The following is a 19,269-nucleotide window of genomic DNA, read 5'->3' as shown; positions in this document are numbered from 1 at the left end:
CGGCACTACGTGGTCCTGGGTTGCCGGCCAGCGGCCGGCACTACCGTTACGCGGCGCGTCGCAGGGTTTCGGTCAGCGACTCGATGCTGGCGGACTTCGGTTTGACCAGCCAGAACTTGCCGATGTAATCGCGGAACTCGTCCAGGATCTGCTGCGCCCAGATGCTGCCGGTCAGCTCGCGGTGGCGGCCGATCAGGCGGTGCAGGTGCTGGCGGTAGTTCTCGAAGCCCTCGGCGGAGACGCGATGGATGTCGATCAGCTCGTGGTTGTAGCGGTCGACGAAATCGCGGTCGACGTCCAGCACGTAGGCCAGGCCACCGGTGAAGCCGGCACCGAAGTTCAGGCCGACCTTGCCCAGTACCAGCACCACGCCGTCGGTCATGTACTCGCAGCAGTGGTCACCGGCACCTTCCACCACCGCCAGCGCGCCGGAATTGCGTACCGCGAAACGCTCGCCGGCGCGGCCAGCGGCGAACAGCTCGCCACCGGTGGCGCCGTACAGGCAGGTGTTGCCGATGATCGCGGTGCTGCGCGCTTCGAAGCGCGCGCCACGCGGCGGGCGCACCACCAGGCGGCCGCCGGCCATGCCCTTGCCGACGTAGTCGTTGGCTTCGCCTTCCACTTCCAGATGCAGGCCGCCCACGTTGAACGCGCCGAAGCTCTGCCCGGCACTGCCACGGAAGCGCAGTTCCAGCGGTGCGTCGGCCATGCCCTGGTTGCCGTGCGCGCGCGCCACCGCACCGGCCAGGCGCGTGCCGATGCTGCGGTCGGTGTTGTGGATCAGGAAGCGATGCTCGCCGCCGCGCTTGTGTTCGATGGCTTGGGCAAGCAGGCCGTCCATCTGTGTGGCCAGGCTGTCCGGCGATTCGTACAGGCGCTGGGCGGCGCAGTGGCTGCCCTCGTAACGGGCATCGGCCAGCAGGCGCGACAGGTCCACGCGCACGCCATCGCGGGGCGCGGCCTCGATCTGCCGCAGCAAGTCGGTACGGCCGACGATTTCTTCCAGCGAACGTGCACCCAGGTACGCCAGCCAGCCGCGCACTTCCTCGGCCAGCAGGCGGAAGAAGTTCTCCACGCGTTCGGGCTGGCCGGTGAAGTGGTTCTCGCGCAGGCGCTCGTCCTGGGTGGCCACGCCGGTGGCGCAGTTGTTGAGGTGGCAGATACGCAGGTACTTGCAGCCCAGCACGATCATCGGCGCGGTGCCGAAGCCGAAGCTGTCCGCGCCCAGCAGCGCGGCCTTGACCACGTCCAGTCCGGTCTTCAGGCCACCATCGGTCTGCAGCAGGGTGCGCCCGCGCAGGTCGTTGGCCAGCAGCGCCTGGTGCGCTTCGGCCACGCCCAGCTCCCACGGCACGCCGGCATAGCGGATCGAGCTGACCGGCGAGGCTCCGGTGCCACCGTCATGGCCGGAGATGGTGATCAGGTCGGCACCGGCCTTCACCACGCCGGCGGCGATCGTACCCACGCCGGCATGGCTGACCAGCTTCACCGACACCAGCGCGGTCGGGTTGACCTGCTTGAGGTCGTAGATCAGCTGCGCCAGGTCTTCGATCGAATAGATGTCGTGGTGCGGCGGCGGCGAGATCAGGCCGATCCCGGGCCGGGCATAGCGCAGGCGCGCGATCAGTTCGTTCACCTTGTGGCCCGGCAGCTGGCCGCCCTCGCCGGGCTTGGCGCCCTGCGCGACCTTGATCTGCAGCACTTCGGCGTTGACCAAGTACTCAGCGGTGACGCCGAAGCGGCCCGAGGCGACCTGCTTGATCTTGCTGCGCTTTGCGGTGCCATAGCGGGCGGGATCCTCGCCGCCTTCGCCGGAATTGCTGCGGCCGCCGAGGCGGTTCATGGCAATGGCCAATGCTTCATGTGCTTCCGGCGACAGTGCGCCCAGGCTGATCGCCGCAGTATCGAAGCGCGGGAACAGGGTACTGGCCGGAGCCACCTCTTCCAGCGCTACCGGCGTGGCCGCCGGCACCAGTTCCAGCAGGTCGCGCAGCGCCGACGGCGGCCGTGCGTGCACGGCATCGCAGTACTGCTGCCAGGCACGCGGGTCACCGCTGCGCGCCGCGCGCTGCAGGGTGGTGACCACGTCCGGGTTGTACATGTGGTACTCGCCGCCGTGCACGTACTTCAGCAGGCCGCCCACGTCCACGTCCTGCTGCGCGTCCCAGGCCTGCACGCACAGCTCGCGTGCGTCGGCATCCAGGCGCGCGAAGCCAGCACCACCGATGCGCGAGGCGGTATCCGGGAAGCACAGGTCCACCACTTCCGGTTCCAGGCCGATGATCTCGAACAGCTGCGCGCCGCGGTAGCTGGCCACGGTACAGATGCCCATCTTCGAGATGATCTTCGACAGGCCCTTGTAGACACCCTTGCGGTAGCGGCGGCCGATCTGCGACTGCTCACCGCCCTTGCTCAGCTTGAGGATGCCGCGGCGGCCCAGGTCGAACAGGGTCTGGTAGGCCAGGTACGGGTATACCGCGGTGGCACCGAAGCCGAGCAGGCAGGCCATGTGGTGCGGGTCGCGCGCGGTGCCGGTCTCGACGATGAGATTCACGTCGCAGCGCAGGCCCAGCCGCGACAGGTGGTGATGGATGGCACTGGTGGCCAGCAGCGCATGCACCATCGGCCGACCGGCCACCGGGTAGCGGTCGGACAGCAGCAGCATCACCATGCCATCGCGCGCGGCCTGTTCGGCCTCGGCACAGATGCGCTCGATGCCGGCGCGCAGGCCCTCGTCCTCGCTGTAGGACAGGTCGAGTAGGCGGTTGGCCTGCACGTACTGCTCCATCTTCAGCAGCTGGCGCAGCTTGCGCTGGCTCAGCACCGGCGAGTTGAGGATGACGTGGTTCACCGTCTCCGGGCCGGCATGGAAGATGTTGGTCTCCTTGCCGAGCTGGGTGGACAGGGACATCGCGCAGTCTTCGCGCAGCGGATCGATCGGCGGGTTGGTGACCTGCGCGAAGGCCTGGCGGAAATAGTCGTACAGCGGGCGGCTGCGCTGGCTCAGCACGGCTATCGGCGTGTCGTCGCCCATCGAGCCGGTGGCTTCCTGCTCGGTCTCGGCCAGCGGCCGCAGCACCTGCTCCACTTCCTCGCTGCTGAGCTGGTAGAGCTTGTGGTAGCTGCGCAGGGTGGCTTCGTCGAAGGGTTCCTCCACCAGCGAGGGATCGATCAGCTCGGTCTGCAGGTAGGTGACGCCCTGCTGCAGCCACTGCTTGTACGGCGCACGGCCACGGTTGATGCGGTCCACCGCGTCGGAGTCGAGCAGGTCGCCGCGCTTGAGGTCGATGGCGACCATCTCGCCGGGGCCGAGCTTGCCCTTGCGCACCACGCGCTCGGTTGGCACTTCCCAGACGCCGGCCTCGGAGGCGACCAGGAAGTGGCGGTCGGCGGTCAGCATCCAGCGCGCCGGGCGCAGGCCGTTGCGGTCCAGCGTACACACCGCATAGCGGCTGTCGCAGGCGACGATGCCGGCCGGGCCATCCCACGGCTCGCTGTTCAGGCCGTGGAACTCGTAGAACGCGGCCAGGTCCGGGTCCTTGAACTCCAGCGACTGGGTGGCCGGCGGCACCAGGATGCGCAGCGCCTGGATCAGCTCCATGCCACCGGCGACCATCAGCTCCAGCATGTTGTCCAGGCTCTGCGAGTCCGAGCCGTGCATGGAGATCACCGGGTCGAATTCGGCGATGTCAAAGCGCGGCGTCTTCCACACCTTGCTGCGCGCCTGCGCCCAGCGGCGATTGCCTTCGATGGTGTTGATCTCGCCGTTGTGGGCGAGCATGCGGAACGGGTGGGCGAGCGGCCAGCGCGGCAGCGTGTTGGTCGAGAAGCGCTGGTGGAACACGATCGCGCTGGAGGCCAGCTCGCGGCGCTGCAGGTCCGGGAAGAAGCGGCTGAGCTTGTCCGGCAGCACCATGCCCTTGTAGCTGATCGCATCCGGGGTGAGGGTGGCGACGTAGAAGTCGGCGTGTTCGCGCAGTTGCTGTTCGCTGCGGCGACGGGCCAGGAACAGCGCCAGTGCGAAGCCGGCATCATCCTGGCCAACCCCGGCATCGACGAACACCTGCTCGATGCGCGGCAGCGTGTCGCGCGCCAGTTGGCCGCAGACGCTGTCGTCGGTCGGTACCTCGCGCCAGCCGGCGACCTTGCAGCCCACCGCTTCCACCTGCGCCTGCAGCTGCGCGCGGCAGGCCTGCGCCGCGTCGGCGTCGTGCGGCAGGAACACCAGGCCGGCGGCGAAGCGCGCGGCGACGGCAATGCCGGCCTCACTTGCCAGCAGTTTCAGGAACGCATCGGGGCGGCGCAGCAGCAGGCCGCAGCCATCACCGGTCAGGCCATCGGCGGCGACACCGCCACGGTGGGTCATGCGCGAAAGCGCGGCGATGGCGGTATCAACCAACAGGCGCGATGGTTGATCGTCGAGCTGGGCGACCATGCCAAAGCCACAGGCATCGCGCTCGGAGCGCGGGTCGTAAAGCCCTTGGCGGTTGCGGGGGGCCATCTCTACCTCGATGCGTATAGGGTTGGCGGCGACACTCGTCCCCGCTCATTCCCTGGAGCGCATCGTGAGGCCACCGGATGCCTCGACTAGATCACAGGTTGCTGCAACGCCGCAATATACGGTTGCAGGTGCAACGGAACGCGCCGGCAACCCAGTGCCGGCGCGGGGCGGGACTCAGCCGCAACGCACGCCGCTGACGGCGCCCTTGTCGTCCACTTCGATGTTCAGGCGGTCGCCGAGGAACTCCATCGTGGCCACATCATTGGGCTTGAGCACGCGCACCTGGCTGGCACCTGCATCTTCCTGTGCCTGCTTGCCGAGGGCATCGGTGTAGGCCTGGCCGACCAGGCTCTGTACCTGGCTGGCATCGCAGGTGCCGACCGGCGGAGCCTCGGTAGCCTTGCCGGCGTCGTCGGCCGGCGCCTTGGCTGCTTCGGCGGCCTGCTGGGCGTGGGCGGTGGCCGAATCCTGTTCATCCAGCGCCGGTGCCTGACAGGCGGTCAGGGCCAGCACGGCCGGCAGCAACAGGGCGGAGAGCGAACGGGCGCGAATCGGGAACGACATCATGACTCCGGAAGGGGTTGTGAAGACCCGAGCATAGCGGCGAACCGGCCCTCACGTGTTTGTCTTGTGTTATCGACAGGATCGCGGCATGGCGACGGCGACACTGGAGACATGCCAACTCCCTCCACCCCCGAACGACAGGCAGCGCGCGCGGCCGGCCTGCGCTATGTCGACGACACCCAGCCGGGCATCAGCCGGCGCCGCGCCGGCAAGGGCTTCAGCTACCGCGATGCTGATGGCCACGCGATACGCGACGCCACCACCCTGCAACGCATCCGCGCACTGGCGATCCCACCGGCCTACACCGCGGTGTGGATCTGCGCCCATGCCAACGGCCACCTGCAGGCCACCGGTCGTGATGCGCGCGGTCGCAAGCAGTACCGTTACCACCCCGATTGGGCCAGGGAGCGCGATGCCGGCAAGTTCGACCGCATCATCGCCTTTGGCGAGGCGTTGCCTACGCTGCGGCGGCGGCTGTCGCGGGATCTCAAGCGCCCCGGTTTCCCGAAGGAGAAGGTGCTGGCCATGGTGGTCGCACTGTTGGCGGACACGCTGGTGCGGGTCGGCAATGAGACCTATGCGCAGCAGAACCGTTCGTTCGGACTGACCACACTGCGAAACCGGCATCTGGAGCTGCTGCGCGGTGGCCGCGTGCGCATGCGCTTCCGTGGCAAGTCCGGGCAGCTGCAGGAGGTCACCGTGGGCGACCGCAGGCTGGGGCTGCTGGTGCGGCGCCTGCAGCAGCTGCCGGGGCAGGCCCTGTTCCAGTACCGCGATGACGACGGTGCGCTGCAGCCGGTCGACTCCGGCGCGGTGAACGACTACCTGCGCGAGGTGATGGGCGAGGACTTCACTGCCAAGGATTTCCGCACCTGGGGCGGGACGGTTGCGGCGGTACAGGCGTTCGCCGCCACCGAACTGCCGGAACCGGCCAGCCAGCGCGCACTGGCGCAGGCGCAGCGCGCGGTGGTGTGCGAAGTGGCGTCGCTGTTGGGCAATACCCCGGCGGTGTGCCGCAAGGCCTATATCGACCCCTGCGTGTTCGCCGGCTGGGAGCGCGGCGAACTGGCCACGCTGGCCGGCCTGCGTGGGCCGCGCCAGTGGGAACAGGCGACCCTGCGCGTGCTGCGCAGGGCGCGCCGGCTCAGCCGCAGTAGATCGCGGTGATGTTGTTGGTACGGCCCTTTTCGATGGTCAGGCGGTCGCCGCCTTCGCTGGCCGGCGGCACCCGCGGGCCGTCGTGGCGCAGCACCCGTACGTGCAGGCTGTCGCTGTCCACCCGTGCGCGTGCGACGGTGGCGTCCGACGCGGCCAGGCCAAGTGCGCCGCGCACCCTGTCGCTGTGGCACTGGCCGGAAATCACACCGTCGATCGGCTGTACCTGGGCCACCGGTGTGCTGCTGCAGGCGGCGAGGGCAAAGCAGACGGCGGCGGTGGCGATGGCGTGTTTCATGAAGGCGTTCCTTGTGTGATTGCGTGCAGGGTGCGACGGCGCACGTGGTGGCGGAATGAATGCCGTGCACATCATGGACACGGCGCACTCACTGCCGCCAACAGCAGGGGTGGAGACACTGCAGGAGCGGCGGATGCCGTCCCCGGTACTGCGGCGCATGCGCCCGGTAGTGCCGGCCGCTGGCCGGCAATCCCATTCCCCCCCCGAGGAGACCTGCATGGCCACCACCAGGAAAACCCCCGCCCGCCGCAAAGCCTCACCCAAGGTGCGCAAAGGCAGCACTGCAACCAGGACCATCGCCGACCCCGATCGCCCGCGCGTGGTGAAGACTGCAACCCGCAAGGCCGCCGCCAGCGATCCCCGTGCCGCCCGCGTTGCGGCACGGCAGCGGCGCCTGCAGGACCAGGAGAAGGCCAAGGACGCCCGTGCGGCCAAGAAGGCAACCAAGAAGGCAACAAAGAAGACCGCGACCCAGGCCGGAGCACGACGCCAGCCGGAGGCGATGCCGGCGCAGCAGCTGGCCAAGCCCGGGCACGAACACGAACTGGAGCTGGCGCCGCGTTTCCTTGCACCCGACTACACCGGCAGCGGCAAACTGCAGGGCATGCGTGCGATCGTCACCGGTGGCGATTCCGGCATCGGCCGCGCGGTGGCGGTGCTGTTCGCACGCGAAGGTGCCGACGTGGCCGTGCTGCACCTGGACGAGGCCGAGGACGCGGACATCACCCGCCAGCACGTGGAGCGCGAAGGCGGTCGCTGCGTGGTGATCGCCGGTGACGTGCGCGATCCGCGCTTCTGCGACGAAGCGGTGAAGCAGGTGGCCAAGGCCTTCGGCGGCATCGATATCCTGGTCAACAACGCCGCGTTCCAGCTGCACTGCGAGCGGCTGGAAGACCTGGAAGACGCGCACCTGCAGGAGACCCTGCAGACCAACATCGGCGGGTACGTCCAGATGGCGCGCGCGGTGCTGCCGCATCTGGGCGAGGGCGCCAGCATCATCAACACCGGTTCGGAAACGGGAATCTTCGGCAGCAAGGCGCTGATCGATTACTCGGCGACCAAGGGCGCGATCCACGCGTTCACCAAATCGCTGGCCAGCCAGCTGCTGCCGCGCGGCATCCGGGTCAACTGCGTGGCGCCGGGGCCGGTATGGACGCCGCTCAACCCGGCCGACAAGCCGGCGCAGGACGTGGCGGAATTTGGCAAGGACAGCGACATGGGCCGGCCTGCACAGCCCGAGGAACTGTCGCCGGCCTACGTGTTCCTGGCCTCGCCGGCCTGTGCCAGTTACATCAGCGGGGTGATCCTGCCGGTGATGGGCGGGCCACGAGGGTGAACAGCACTACGGCGTGGCGTCTGCTGAACGGGGCTTCGTGTGGCGTGTGTCAACGGCTGCGCCGGTGCGGTGGGGTAGGCTGGACTCCCATACCGATCACGTTCAGGGAAAGATCATGCCGGAGATGGATATCAACGCAGCGGCCGATGAAGTCGTCGCCCTGTTGCGGCAGAACGATGCCCGTGGCGCGGCCGCCCGCCTGGAGGCCCTGCACAACGGCCGGCGTGCGGTGGTGCAGGAATCGCTGGATCGCTACATCGCGGCGCGGGGCGCCACCGAGCTTGAGGCGCTGCGACAGAGCGGTGGCGTATCCGCCACCGACGCGGCCACGGTCAACCCGATGCTGGATCGCCTGAGCGACGCGACGCGCCCACCGCGCATGCCCGACGCCGCGGAGACTGCGGGCCTGAGCCAGGCCCAGCAGTACGACGTGTATGGCAGCATCGTGGCCCAGCGCGGCAACGCCGCCGCGAACGATGCGATGGCCACGCAGGATCGCGTGGTGCTGGGGCTGCGCGACGAGAACCGCACCACCGAGGCGCGAGGACGTGGTGTCTACGACGACCGCATCGTGGTGCTGTGGAAGGATGCGCAGGGCCACGGCCATGTGCGCGAGTTCAACCAGGCCACGACAGAACAGACCGCCCAGTACGACGGACACGCCAAGACCACGCCACGCAGCCCTGGCTTCGGCAACGTGGCGCCGCGTACCAAGACCGAGGGCGAGGACGTCAACGGCGACCGGGTCAAGGATCTTGGACGGTTGGGCGAAGGCACCACCGAGATGCGCGCGACCACGCATCCGCGCAACGGCCATCCCGATGAGTTCGCGTTGCGCCCTTCGCAGGCGGCCATCACCGCCGGCGCTGGACGGGTGGAGCGCGACAGCAATGGTGATGGCTGGTTCGATGCGCGCGATACCCAGGGCGTGCAGGACCTCAACGACACCTTCAAGATCCATCGTGGCAGCCGGTCCAATACCGATTCGGCGGGCTGCCAGACCATCGGCGGCGGTGAGTACGACGACTTCGTGGCGACGGTACGCGGCACCCCCGGGCAGAACCGTTGGCAGTATGTGCTGACCTCGGTTGCGCCGGGCCAGGCGCGCGGGCTGGGACAGGACACACCGCTCGCGGCCAATGACGATCCCCGGCAGCCGCAGCATCGCGACCACGCCCTGCAGCAGCAGATCAGCACGCACCTGCAGGCCTTGGGCGGGCGCTACGCCGAGCACGCCGATGACTACAGCCTGGTGATGCTGCGCGAAGCGAAGGCCGCAGGCATCACCCGGGTCGACCAGATCGTGGCCAGCAATCCCAGTGGCGGCCGCGCTGCGGGTGAGACACTGTTCCTGGTGCAGGGCACTCCGGGCGACCCGGCGGCCGTGCGCGCAGGCGTCAACGCAGCCGAGGTGCGCGAAACTGCGGTGGAAACCAGCCTGCGCCAGCTGCAGCAGCAAGCGCGCGAACAGGGTGCACCCGTGCCCGCGCCGGCACAGCAGCACGAAACACCCGCGATGGGAGTACGTTGAAGGATGATCCGTCTACCCTTGATGTCCGGTTTGCCGTGGGTGTTGCTGCTGGCGTGCAGCGCATGTGCACCCGCCGGGGAGCACACCGTGCCGGTCGCACGCGCAGCGAAGCCTGAGGCGAAACCGGAGACCTTGCCTGCGCAGGCACGACCCACTGAACGCGGATTGCCTGCATTGCCGGAAGCTTCCGGCAGCGCCCATCCCGGCGGCCGCTACGCTGTGCTGCCCGAACCGGCCAGGCGGGTGCTGGCGCAGTTGAAGTGCAACGTGGAGAGTGCCGGCAATGCGCAGGTGCTTTCCATTCCCGCGCAGGGTGGCCAGCAGGATTTCATGGTCACCGATCGCAGCGGTCCGCGTTTCCGCTACTGGATGCGCTCGTTCTCCAGCAGTGGCGGTACCACCGGGTATCTCGTGCAGCTGCAGGACTGCCCAGCAACCACCACGGGCATGCGCGCCTACATCGCACAGGGAGCCGCACCGCTGCAGGATGTCACCGCGTCGTTGCTGGCGCAGGCCGAGCTGCCTGATGCGGCGACGATGACGGCTTACCAGGACAGGGGCGCGGGCGATCTGTTCGCCTTCATCGCGCAGCTGGACAAGGTACCGGTGGTGCGCTGGGTGGCCGAAGCCGACCCTGAGCAGCCATTAGCCGACGATGCGCGCAGCTTCGACCATGGCAATGCCATCCACGGCGGTTTCCTGCGCTGGAACCAGGATCACTTCGAAGTGGCCAGGACCGTGCCGGCCGGGCTATGGCCCTGCGATGACAGCCCGTTATTGCCGTGCAGGGGCGACCCGTTCGTGACTGGGCGTTGAGGCATCGCGCGCATAGAAATCGGCAATGCGTGGAATGAACTGCTGCGGATTGGCACCGACAAGATTGGTCAGCACCACCACCGCCACGCCGCGCTCGGGATAGACCACGAACGCCGAGCGCGCACCGCCGATACCGGCCACCTGAAGGTCGGGCGATGCGCGCAGTACCGGCCAGCCCCCCGCCCACGGGCCGGCACGGCCATCCGCCAGGCGCTCTGCGCTCCACATCCGCCGCAGGGCGGTCTCCGGCAGCAGGCGGCCTTCGATCAGCGCGACCAGCCAGCGCGCGGTGTCGTCGGCGGTGGTGAGGATGCCGCCACCGGCCCACAGCGAAGGCGGTATGTCGTAGAACCAGTGCGACAGGCGGGACGGTGCATCCGCAGCGTCGGTGGCACGCGGGGCCAGGCTGTACATCGTCGCCGCATCGGGAATCAGGTCGTAGCTGTCGCCGAAGGTGGTGCGGGCCATGCGCGCGCTGCTGAACTGGCCGGTGGCGAGGAAACGTTCGTAGGGCATGCCGGATTGCTTCGCGATGATTCGTGCCAGCAGTACGTAGTTGGTCTGGTTGTAGGCGAAGCGCTGCCCGGGTTCGGCTTCGAGCGGCTGCGCAGTGACGGCCGCCCACGCCTGCGCTTCTGAGCCACCGCCCAGCAGTCCCTTCGCATCAAGGATGTCGGGAAGGCCGGAGGTATGCGCCAGCAGCTGGTGTACGCGTACGTCTCTCCACGCTGGCGGAAGGCCATCCAGGTAGCGCGAGGCCGGTGCGTCCAGATCCAGCTGCCCCTGCTGGGCCAGTTGCGCGGCCGCCACGCCGGTGAACGCCTTGGTGGCCGAATTGAGCGGGAAGCGGGTGTCGCGCGAGGCAAGCACACCGTTCTCCACGTTGGCCAGCCCGTAGGCCTCGGACAACACCGTCTGCCCGTCCTTGACCACCGCGATCTGCAATCCCGGGATGCGCTGCTCCAGCATGATCTGGCGGATCAGGCGGCGGGTCTGGTCGTTGGCCTGGTCCTGGCTGGCAGAGACGGCGGCGAAGGGCAGTGCACTGATGAGCATGAGCAGGACTCGGAGCATTGGGCGGGACATGCGGAATTCCAGCGGGGCGTTGCGGATCGGATGCAGCGGGCGGGTCAAAGGTTTAAGCGCTCGGTGGTGCCTACCGTTCGTCGGCCCATGACTTCCGGGGGGTTGACTACAGTTGTCGTCAAGCTGACAGTGACGACACGTGTAGTCAAGGGAGTGGTGTCATGCGTGGCAAGACCATCGGGGACCAGGAACTGGCCCTGCTGCAGTACATCGATGAACATGCGCCGGCCAGCGTCGGCGAGGTCGCCAGTGGCTACGGCGAGGCCCGCGGCCTGGCCCGTTCCACCGTGCTGACGATGATGGAGCGGCTGCGGGCGAAGGGGTATCTTCAGCGCCGGCAGCAGGACGGCGTCTACCGCTACCAGGCCACCCGTGGCCCGCAGAGCGTGCTGCAGGGTGCCGTGGCCCAGTTCGTCGACAACACCCTGCAGGGCTCGGTGTCGCCGTTCGTGGCCTACCTGTCGCAGCGCCAGCAGGTCAGCGACAACGAACTGGCCGAGCTGGAAGCGCTGGTCGCCCAACTCCAATCGCGTCGCCACGAGGGCTGAGCCATGGACACCACGATGCTGATTCCGATGCTGGAACGGTTGGGCTGGACCAGCCTGCAGACCGTGCTGCTGGTGGCGCTGGTGTACGGCCTGTGCCGCGCGCTGCCGTCGCTGTCGGCGGCGACCCGCTGCCGCCTGTGGTGGCTGGTCTCGCTGCAGGCCGTGCTCGGCCTGTTCTGGAGCCAGCCGTTGCAGTTGGCCTGGCTGCCGGCGCCGCAGGCGGTGGCGATGACCGCGACCGACGTGGCCGCTGACATCGTCTACCCGCTGGCCCCGGAGGCCTCTGCGCAGTTGCTGGCCGCGATGCCGCTGCCCACGGCCGATGTACCGGCAGTTGCATGGTGGGCGGTCGCACTGGCCGCGCTGTGGCTGTCCGGCGTGCTGATGATGGGGCTGCGCACCTTCGGTGAGTGGCGCCGCTGCCGCGCACTGCTGGCTGCGGCGTATCCCTGCGAGGACGAGGCGCTGGTGCAGGCCCTGCAGCTGGCCTCCGACGCGCACGGCGTGCGCCCTGCGCCGCGGCTGTGGATGAGCGCGCAGGTGGACTCGCCGCAGCTGGTCGGGCCGTTCCGCCCGGTGCTGCTGCTGCCGGCCGGCGACAACGCCCTGCAGGGTGACGCGCTGGACCTGGCACTGACCCACGAACTGCAGCACCTGCAGCGCCGTGACCTGCAATGGGGCCTGCTGCCCGCGCTGGCCCAGCACCTGTTCTTCTTCCACCCGCTGCTGCGCCTGTCGGTGCGCGAATACGCCCAGGCCCGCGAGGAAGCAGTGGATGCGGCCGTGGTCGGCCAGCATGGCGCCAGCCGCCAGGCCTATGGCCGCCTGTTGCTGCAGCTGGGCGTGGCAGCGCAGCCGCATCTGGGCGTGGCCAGTGCCGCACCGAGCACCACCAGCCTCAAGCGTCGCCTGCTTTCGCTGCAGTCGCACCGGTCCTGCCCGCGTCTGCTGGCGATGGCGTTGACCGCCGTCGTGGTGGTGGTGGGCGTGGCGCCGATGCGGCTGGTCGCAGCGCCGGTGCCGCCGGCACCGCCTGCGCCTCCGGCCGCACCGAAGGTTGCTGTGCCGCGGCCGCCGAAGGCCCCGGAAGCGCCGCCCGCACCAGCCTCGGCCGCGCGCGTTCCGGCCGAGCCGGTGGCTCCCGCACCGCCCGCAGAACCGGCCGATATGGAAGAACCCTCCGGTCCTGACGATGCCGATGTGGCCGATGTCGACGATGCCGCTGGCATGGATGAGGACCATGACGGCACGACCACCACCTCCTCCATCACGACCTACGGTCGCCTCGATCTGGGCAAGTCGCCCCGGGAGGCCTTCGTGCTGGTCGATGGTGATTCGACCTTCGCCAACGGCGGCATGGACGACGTGATGGTGGCCCGCCGGCAGCTCGGCAAGGGCCCGGCGCTGTGGTTCCGCCAGGGCGACAAGCGCTATGTGGTGCGCGACCCGATGTTGATCCAGTCGCTGCAGCGCGCCTATGCCGGTGCGGCGGACCTTGGTCGCCAGCAGAGCGAACTGGGCCGCCAGCAGAGTGCGCTGGGCCGCCAGCAGGGCGACCTGGGCAAGCAGATGGGTGAGATGGGGCGTCTGCAGGGTGAAGAGGCGCGCCGCCTGGCACTGGCCGCAGCGGAGGCCGCGCGCAGTGCGATGGCCGCGCATGACATCAACCGCGAAGCGGCGGCCGAAGCGGCGAAGGCGGCGCGGGGCGCGACCAACGACGCGGCGGTTGCACGTGAGGCCGCACGTGAGGCTGCCGCCGAGGCGCGTCGTGCGATGCAGGAAGTGGACAACGAAACCGCGCGTGCCAGCCGCACCCGCGCCATGCAGCGCCTGGCCAGCCAGCAGTCTGAACTGGCCAGCCGCCAGGCGGCGCTGGGCAGCCAACAGGCCGCGTTGGGCGAGCGCCAGGCACGCGTGCATGCGCAGGCATCGCAGCAGGCGCAGCAGGTGATCGCGCGCGCACTGGCCAGTGGCAAGGCCGAGCGACTCTGATCGGTAGTGCCGGCCGCTGGCCGGCAATGGGGGGTGCCGGCAAGCGGCCGGCACTACCCTGGGAACATCAACCGCAGCTGGCGCGCTCGATGCGGTTCTGCGCATCCACCTGCACGGTCACGCGGTCCTGGCGGAAGTCCATGGTCACCGCCATGCCCGGCTTGACCACCCGTGCATTGCGCGCACCGCTGTCAGCCACCAGTTTCTTGATCGTGGCTTCATCGGCGGTCCTGCCGGTGAAGGCGTCCAGCGCCTCCGGTTTGCATTCGTGCGCGGCATCGGCCACGGGCGCTGGCGCGGGATCACGGGAGGTGCTGCTGCCGGCATGACTGCAGGCGGCCAAGGGCAGGATGGCGAGCAGGACCAGGGGATTGAGGCGCATCGTCGGGCTCCAGGCGTGGATGGTGGCGGCAGTGTCGCCGCTGCCACCGTCAGGCCGCGTCAAGGCCTATTGCCCGACCAGCGCCAGCGTCTCGCGCTCGCGCTGCTCCTCGTGCACCAATCGTTGCAGCAGCAGGGCCAGCGTCACCACATCCTGATGGTTGTGGTCGGCCACCCGGCGCAGGTTCACCGCGTCGCCGCCGCGCAGGAAGCGCAGCCATGCGCCGGGCGCTTCCGAGCCGGGCAGGTCGTCCTCGCGCACTACGCGCAGCAGCTGGCGCTCGATGGTGGACAGCCTGCAGTTCTCCCAGGTGCCGCGATAGCGGCGACGGGTGGGGTAGAGCAGGTCCACATGGTCCAGCGCGGTGATCGGATCGCGTTGGCGCGCCAGCCGGTAGCGCGCCTTCAGCAGCGGCGCATCGTAGCTGCGGCCGTTGTAGCTGCAGAACACGGTGGAGGGCTGCAGCCAGCTGGCGAAGGTGGCCAGCATCGCTTCTTCCGCAGCCATGGTGGACATCAGCAGCTGGCGGATGCGCAGGCCTTCGCCACGCTGCGGGCACACGTGCCAGTCGGCCGCGCCGATCATGAAGGCACGCGTGCCGGTGCCACCGGCCAAGCCGGTGGTTTCGGTATCAAAGAACAGCAGGTCGCGCGCAGCTACGTGCTGGTCCTCGCGCTTGGCGAAGGCCAACGACAGCGGCGCAGTCGGGATTGGTTGCGGCTGCAGCGATTCGATCAGGAACAGGCCCGGCGCGATCTCCTCGCCGGGCAGCTGACGATCCTGTGCACTGGCGCGCGCCGGCGCGGCTCCACCGCGCGAACGCAGGCCGAGCAGGCGATGCAGACCGCCCACTTCCGGCCGACGCAGCGGTGCGGGTGCCGGTGTGGAGACCGCAGCGCCGGTCGGCTTGTGGCGGATCTCCTGTTCGACCCAGGCGAACACCGAACGTTCGGCCGGTGGTTGCCGCGCATCGTTCGCGGCCACGGGTGCCGGTGGCGCAGGGGGCACGTCCGGCGCGGCCGGTGTGCTCGCCTTCGGGTCGCCGGCCTGCCGGCGCAGCAGGCGCAGCTTGTCCAGGCTCAGGCTCACGGTGCCAGCAGCTCCATCGGGTCGCGCGTGGTCACCACCACGTCGGGCACGTGCTGGCAGGCGTCGGCATCGAACAGGTCGAGCACACGCAGCGCCAGCGCGCGCGGCGAAGTCTCATCGTCTTCCTGCGCGGCCAGCACCGGGCCCACGCAGGCCGGGCAGCCGGCCCTGCAGTCGCAGCGCTGCACCAGTTCGCGCGCGCGCTGCACCAGTTCGGCCTGGCGCTGCCACAGCGGTTCGCTGAGGCCGACGCCGCCGGGGAAGTTGTCGTACAGGTACACGGTCGGCACGAACTCCTGCAGCAGCTCCACCCCACCGGGATCGCCCTCGCTGCCGCGCAGCTGGCCGCGGCCGCTCTGGTCGGCGATCGCGAACCAGGAACCATCGCCGTTGCCCACCGACTTCTGCAGGTCGCGCGCATCGGCCATCACCGCCACGGTGGCGACGATGTGCAGTGCATACGCGGCGCCGAGAAAGCCATCCAGCGCATCCTGCTTGCTGGCGAACGCGCGCAGCAGCAACGCCTGCGGCAGCTGCCACCACACCGCAGTGGTGTGCAGTTCCTGGTCGGGCAGGTTCACCGGCCCGTAGCCGATGTTCTCGTGGGTGTAATAGCGGATCTTCTTGTAGCCGGCCACGCGGCGCACCACGTGCACTTCGCCATGATGCGAATCGCCCCGGCCGGCCACGCCGCCATCGAAACGGTCCAGCACCTTGAGCTTGGTGAAGTCGATGCTGTCGGTGTAGTAGTCCACGTGGGTGCGGGTGACGTAGGCCTTGCGCCCCTCCCAGTCCAGCGTCTCCACCTGGTACGGGGTGGACTGCACCATGTGGATGGCGCCCTCGTACAGGGTGAGCGCGGCGGCGGAGTAATCGACCTCGGCGATGATCTGCTGGCGGCCATCGCTGCGGTCGACCACCACGAAGTTGCCGTCGGCCACCGCACGCAGGCTGACCGCGTTGGCCGGATAGCTGTCGGCGATCCATTCCCAGCGCTCGCCTTCGCGGTGGATCACTTCTGTCTCTGCCAGCGCTTCCAGGAATACCTCCGGATCGATCGGGCCGAAGCCATCGCCGACCCGGAACGGCAGCTCGAAGGCCGCGCAGCGGATATGGTCGAACAGGATCAGCGGCTGGTCCGGCGCGATGCGCGCGTGCTCGGGCGAGGCCTCGGCGAAGAAGTCCGGGTGGCGAACCACATACTGGTCCAGCGGCTGCGAGCTGGCCACCATCACTCCCAGTGCGGGTTGCTGGCGGCGGCCGGCGCGGCCGAAGCGCTGCCAGGTGGCCGCCACGCTGCCGGGGTAGCCGTTGAGGATGACCACGTCCAGACTGCCGATATCCACGCCCAGTTCCAGCGCCGACGTGCTGACGATGCCGTCGGTGTTGCCGGCACGCATCGCGCGCTCGGTCTCGCGCCGCTCGGTGGGCAGGTAGCCACCGCGGTAGGCGCGGATGCGCGGCGGTTTGCGCGGGTCGTGGTCGAAGATGTCCTTCAGGTACTTGGTCAGCACTTCCACCATCAAACGTGTCTGCGCGAACACCAGGGTCTTCAGCCCGGACTTGATCGCGATGCGCGCGATGCGGTTGCTCTGTGAGCGCGCCGAGGCGCGCAGGCCCAGGTCCGGATTGATCACCGGCGGGTTCCACAGCAGCACCTGTTTCGGCCCGCTGGGCGCACCGGATTCAGTGATGGCAGTCACCGGGGCCTCGATCAGCGCCTCGGCATGCGCCTGTGGGTTGCCGATGGTGGCCGAGCACAGGATGAACTGCGGTTGCACGCCGTAGAACGCGCAGATGCGCTTGAGCCGGCGCAGCACGTTGGTGACGTGGCTGCCGAACACGCCGCGATAGGTATGCACTTCGTCGATGACGATGTAGCGCAGGTTCTCGAAGAACTGCGCCCACTTGGTGTGATGCGGCAGGATGGCCTGGTGCAGCATGTCCGGGTTGGACACCACGATGTCGCCATGCAGGCGGATGGCCTGTCGTGCATCGCCGGGCGTGTCGCCATCGAAGGTGAAGGCCTTTACGCCCAGATCGCCGGCGCGGTTGAGTTCCAGCAGCTCGGCCACCTGGTCCTGGGCCAGTGCCTTGGTCGGGAACAGGTACAGCGCCTTGGCCTTGTCCTGCATTGCCGCGCTGACCACCGGCAGGGTGTAGCACAGCGACTTGCCGCTGGCGGTGGGGGTGACGATGGCCACGTGCTCGCCGCGCTGGCTGGCCTCCCAGGCTTCGGCCTGGTGGCTGTAGAGCTGTTCGATGCCACGCGCCTTCAGGGCGGCGGCCAGGGCAGGCGGAACTGAATCGGGAATGGGCGCATAGCGGCCTTCGCGGCCGGGAATGGCAAAGCTGCCGGTGATGCGGTCCTGGTAGCGGCGCTGCAGGCGCGCGCTGAGCAGGGCGCCGTCGCGGGCGGGCAGGCCGTCGCGCGTGGCGAGCTTCTGCTCGGCATCGGCGGTGCGCTTGGCGAGTTCGTAGGCCATGGAAGATGGAGCCGGGACGGATTGCGAGGGGTCACATGGCACCACACTCACGTCTCAGGATGTGAGACACCGTACACGGAGGGCGTGAACCGTTCAGTGCCCGCGTCCCGTGGCGTCGCCGCATCTCCCCTGGCTGAACAGCTGCCAGTGCAGCAACGAAATCTGAAGCCGGCATCCGTATCCTTGGGCGCTGGACGCAACCAACAGGTGGATGGCTGTGGCACGACGTGGAACGCAGGGAGCCCTCCTGGCCGGCATGCTGCTGGCCGGCATCGCGCAGGCGCAGCAGGCCACGCCGGTGGCGGTGCCCGATCCTGCGCCCGTTCCCCCGGTGGATGCTTCGGCGGCAACCACCGCACCGATCTCCACCGCTCTGCCGCAGGACAACGTCACCACCCTCGGCGAAGTGCGTGCGCTCAAGCCGGAAGAGGAGCCGCTGGATCTTTACCGCTTCAAGAACCCGGTGAAGTTCGGCGACAACCGCTTCAGCCGTGACTGGAGCGAACCGCCATCGCCGGAGCAGGTGAGCATGGGTGGCGGCTACATCATGATGGGCGTGGTCAAGGGTGTGATGGCGGCGGCCAAGGGGATCAACAAACTCACCGGCGGGCCTTCGCAGATCCAGGCCGCGGTGGCGCGGCCACCGCCGGAGCTGAGTGCCGAACAGCAGCAGCGTGCGCTGCGGTTCTCCCAGGAGCAAGGTGCGGGTGATGCGTCGCCGGTGAAGTAGGCCGGTATATCCTGCCGGCTTCCCCACCAATAGTGCTGCCATGTTCCTGCGTTCGATCTGCCTGATGGCCGCGTTGCTGCCGGCCTCCGCCTTCGCTTCCGGCATCGCCGATGACGGCGCCTGCCGCAATGGCGCGTTCCCGTCCGAACAGAGCCGGTTTGCACTGGCGCGGGTGGTCGATGCACCGCGCCTGTACCTGCTTGGCGACATGGACGGCTGCCCGGCCAAGGGCGAGCCGGCCTGCCGACAGCGCAGCTATGTGGTCAACGGCGATACGGTGGTGACCGGGCGCGACCTGGGCGCTTATCGCTGCGCGTTCTTCCCGAACAGGGTGGGTGGCAGTGCCGGCTGGGTGGACCGCAGCAAACTGCAGCCATTGCCGGTGGCCGTGCCGTCGCTGCAGGACTGGGCGGGTAACTGGAAGGACGGCGACAACGGCCTGCGCATCACCGTGCAGGGTGGGCAACTGCATGTGGAGGGGGACGCCTACTGGCCCTCCGCCAACCCCACGCCGGAGCAGCGTCCCTACGGACCGAACATGGGCCAGGTGGAAGCGCGCGCCGCGCCGCGCGGTGCCGACGTCGAGTTCGTCGAGGATACCTGCAAGGTACGCGTGCATTCGCTGGGCGAGGTGCTGATCGTGGCCGACAACAGCGAATGCGGTGGCATGAACGTGCGCTTCAACGGCGTGTACCGGCGCGCGGGCTCGCGTTGAAGAACGCCTGACGGAGGGGGTCAGAGCCCTTTCGCGGGCG

Annotated in this window: 15 protein-coding genes; 8 read left to right on the top strand and 7 right to left on the bottom strand. The window is 68.8% G+C overall.

Annotated elements, in window-relative coordinates; translation table 11 throughout:
- Positions 1 to 46: 46 nt before the first annotated feature.
- Together gltB and AC5P60_RS09265 are read right to left on the bottom strand one after the other, a co-directional pair.
- Positions 47 to 4,501 (bottom strand): glutamate synthase large subunit, encoded by a 4,455-nt coding sequence (gene gltB, locus AC5P60_RS09270; protein WP_495201729.1) that lies wholly within the window; start codon positions 4,499 to 4,501, stop codon positions 47 to 49.
- A 174-nt stretch (positions 4,502 to 4,675) separates the two neighbouring features.
- Entirely contained in the window at positions 4,676 to 5,065 is a 390-nt protein-coding gene (locus AC5P60_RS09265) for an I78 family peptidase inhibitor (protein ID WP_005407509.1), read from the bottom strand.
- A 111-nt stretch (positions 5,066 to 5,176) separates the two neighbouring features.
- On the opposite strand from AC5P60_RS09265, the gene AC5P60_RS09260 reads away from it, so the two are divergent.
- Positions 5,177 to 6,232, top strand: coding sequence for a DNA topoisomerase IB (locus AC5P60_RS09260; protein WP_005407510.1), 1,056 nt, complete (start codon positions 5,177 to 5,179; stop codon positions 6,230 to 6,232).
- Here the strand turns inward: AC5P60_RS09260 and AC5P60_RS09255 are convergent.
- The gene (locus AC5P60_RS09255) at positions 6,210 to 6,518 is read right to left on the bottom strand and encodes a putative periplasmic lipoprotein (RefSeq protein ID WP_005407511.1); all 309 of its coding nucleotides are present in this window, start codon (positions 6,516 to 6,518) and stop codon (positions 6,210 to 6,212) included. The genes AC5P60_RS09260 and AC5P60_RS09255 overlap by 23 nt on opposite strands.
- 217 nt (positions 6,519 to 6,735) lie before the next feature.
- Here AC5P60_RS09255 and AC5P60_RS09250 point away from each other — a divergent pair, with 217 nt between their 5' ends.
- The 3 genes from AC5P60_RS09250 (at position 6,736) to AC5P60_RS09240 (ending at position 10,201) form a co-directional block, all read left to right on the top strand.
- Positions 6,736 to 7,854 carry an SDR family oxidoreductase gene (locus tag AC5P60_RS09250; protein ID WP_033834582.1) on the top strand — a complete coding sequence of 373 codons (1,119 nt, stop codon included), beginning with the start codon at positions 6,736 to 6,738 and terminating at the stop codon, positions 7,852 to 7,854.
- Positions 7,855 to 7,978: 124 nt separating this feature from the next.
- The gene (locus AC5P60_RS09245) at positions 7,979 to 9,385 is read left to right on the top strand and encodes an XVIPCD domain-containing protein (protein WP_483693574.1); all 1,407 of its coding nucleotides are present in this window, start codon (positions 7,979 to 7,981) and stop codon (positions 9,383 to 9,385) included.
- Positions 9,386 to 9,559: 174 nt separating this feature from the next.
- The gene (locus AC5P60_RS09240; RefSeq protein ID WP_229295605.1) at positions 9,560 to 10,201 is read left to right on the top strand and encodes a hypothetical protein; all 642 of its coding nucleotides are present in this window, start codon (positions 9,560 to 9,562) and stop codon (positions 10,199 to 10,201) included.
- Here AC5P60_RS09240 and AC5P60_RS09235 read toward each other — a convergent pair.
- Positions 10,160 to 11,257 carry a serine hydrolase domain-containing protein gene (locus tag AC5P60_RS09235; RefSeq protein ID WP_033834629.1) on the bottom strand — a complete coding sequence of 366 codons (1,098 nt, stop codon included), beginning with the start codon at positions 11,255 to 11,257 and terminating at the stop codon, positions 10,160 to 10,162. The genes AC5P60_RS09240 and AC5P60_RS09235 overlap by 42 nt on opposite strands.
- Before the next feature lie 191 nt (positions 11,258 to 11,448).
- Here AC5P60_RS09235 and AC5P60_RS09230 point away from each other — a divergent pair, with 191 nt between their 5' ends.
- The gene (locus AC5P60_RS09230) at positions 11,449 to 11,835 is read left to right on the top strand and encodes a BlaI/MecI/CopY family transcriptional regulator (protein ID WP_019661969.1); all 387 of its coding nucleotides are present in this window, start codon (positions 11,449 to 11,451) and stop codon (positions 11,833 to 11,835) included.
- Between the two features lie 3 nt (positions 11,836 to 11,838).
- The gene (locus tag AC5P60_RS09225; RefSeq protein WP_483693575.1) at positions 11,839 to 13,827 is read left to right on the top strand and encodes a M56 family metallopeptidase; all 1,989 of its coding nucleotides are present in this window, start codon (positions 11,839 to 11,841) and stop codon (positions 13,825 to 13,827) included.
- A gap of 67 nt (positions 13,828 to 13,894) precedes the next feature.
- Here the strand turns inward: AC5P60_RS09225 and AC5P60_RS09220 are convergent, their stop codons facing one another.
- The 3 genes from AC5P60_RS09220 to AC5P60_RS09210 form a co-directional block, all read right to left on the bottom strand.
- The gene (locus AC5P60_RS09220) at positions 13,895 to 14,209 is read right to left on the bottom strand and encodes an I78 family peptidase inhibitor (RefSeq protein ID WP_005407518.1); all 315 of its coding nucleotides are present in this window, start codon (positions 14,207 to 14,209) and stop codon (positions 13,895 to 13,897) included.
- A 66-nt stretch (positions 14,210 to 14,275) separates the two neighbouring features.
- Positions 14,276 to 15,298: a ribonuclease H-like domain-containing protein gene (locus AC5P60_RS09215; RefSeq protein WP_049460837.1), complete on the bottom strand. Its 1,023-nt coding sequence runs from the start codon at positions 15,296 to 15,298 to the stop codon at positions 14,276 to 14,278.
- Positions 15,295 to 17,784: a DEAD/DEAH box helicase gene (locus AC5P60_RS09210; RefSeq protein WP_495201728.1), complete on the bottom strand. Its 2,490-nt coding sequence runs from the start codon at positions 17,782 to 17,784 to the stop codon at positions 15,295 to 15,297. Before AC5P60_RS09210 ends, AC5P60_RS09215 begins: the two co-directional genes overlap by 4 nt.
- Positions 17,785 to 17,995: 211 nt before the next feature.
- Between AC5P60_RS09210 and AC5P60_RS09205 the strand changes: the two genes are divergently transcribed.
- Positions 17,996 to 18,514 (top strand): hypothetical protein, encoded by a 519-nt coding sequence (locus AC5P60_RS09205; protein ID WP_049402868.1) that lies wholly within the window; start codon positions 17,996 to 17,998, stop codon positions 18,512 to 18,514.
- Positions 18,515 to 18,554: 40 nt separating this feature from the next.
- Positions 18,555 to 19,229 carry a hypothetical protein gene (locus tag AC5P60_RS09200; protein WP_033834590.1) on the top strand — a complete coding sequence of 225 codons (675 nt, stop codon included), beginning with the start codon at positions 18,555 to 18,557 and terminating at the stop codon, positions 19,227 to 19,229.
- The last annotated feature ends 40 nt before the right edge of the window (positions 19,230 to 19,269 follow it).

Source organism: Stenotrophomonas sp. YJH_SMC_120 (genome assembly GCF_059368675.1).
Note: the sequence above shows the minus strand (reverse complement) of the source record. Positions and strands in the feature narration are given on the sequence as shown.

Excerpts from the sequence above, each read along its gene's own strand:
- gltB (WP_495201729.1), bottom strand. The coding sequence starts at position 4,501 with ATGGCCCCCCGCAACCGCCAAGGGCTTTACGACCCGCGCTCCGAGCGC.
- AC5P60_RS09265 (WP_005407509.1), bottom strand. The coding sequence starts at position 5,065 with ATGTCGTTCCCGATTCGCGCCCGTTCGCTCTCCGCCCTGTTGCTGCCG.
- AC5P60_RS09260 (WP_005407510.1), top strand. The coding sequence starts at position 5,177 with ATGCCAACTCCCTCCACCCCCGAACGACAGGCAGCGCGCGCGGCCGGC.
- AC5P60_RS09255 (WP_005407511.1), bottom strand. The coding sequence starts at position 6,518 with ATGAAACACGCCATCGCCACCGCCGCCGTCTGCTTTGCCCTCGCCGCC.
- AC5P60_RS09250 (WP_033834582.1), top strand. The coding sequence starts at position 6,736 with ATGGCCACCACCAGGAAAACCCCCGCCCGCCGCAAAGCCTCACCCAAG.
- AC5P60_RS09245 (WP_483693574.1), top strand. The coding sequence starts at position 7,979 with ATGGATATCAACGCAGCGGCCGATGAAGTCGTCGCCCTGTTGCGGCAG.
- AC5P60_RS09235 (WP_033834629.1), bottom strand. The coding sequence starts at position 11,257 with ATGCTCATCAGTGCACTGCCCTTCGCCGCCGTCTCTGCCAGCCAGGAC.
- AC5P60_RS09230 (WP_019661969.1), top strand. The coding sequence starts at position 11,449 with ATGCGTGGCAAGACCATCGGGGACCAGGAACTGGCCCTGCTGCAGTAC.
- AC5P60_RS09225 (WP_483693575.1), top strand. The coding sequence starts at position 11,839 with ATGGACACCACGATGCTGATTCCGATGCTGGAACGGTTGGGCTGGACC.
- AC5P60_RS09220 (WP_005407518.1), bottom strand. The coding sequence starts at position 14,209 with ATGCGCCTCAATCCCCTGGTCCTGCTCGCCATCCTGCCCTTGGCCGCC.
- AC5P60_RS09210 (WP_495201728.1), bottom strand. The coding sequence starts at position 17,784 with ATGGCCTACGAACTCGCCAAGCGCACCGCCGATGCCGAGCAGAAGCTC.
- AC5P60_RS09205 (WP_049402868.1), top strand. The coding sequence starts at position 17,996 with ATGGCTGTGGCACGACGTGGAACGCAGGGAGCCCTCCTGGCCGGCATG.
- AC5P60_RS09200 (WP_033834590.1), top strand. The coding sequence starts at position 18,555 with ATGTTCCTGCGTTCGATCTGCCTGATGGCCGCGTTGCTGCCGGCCTCC.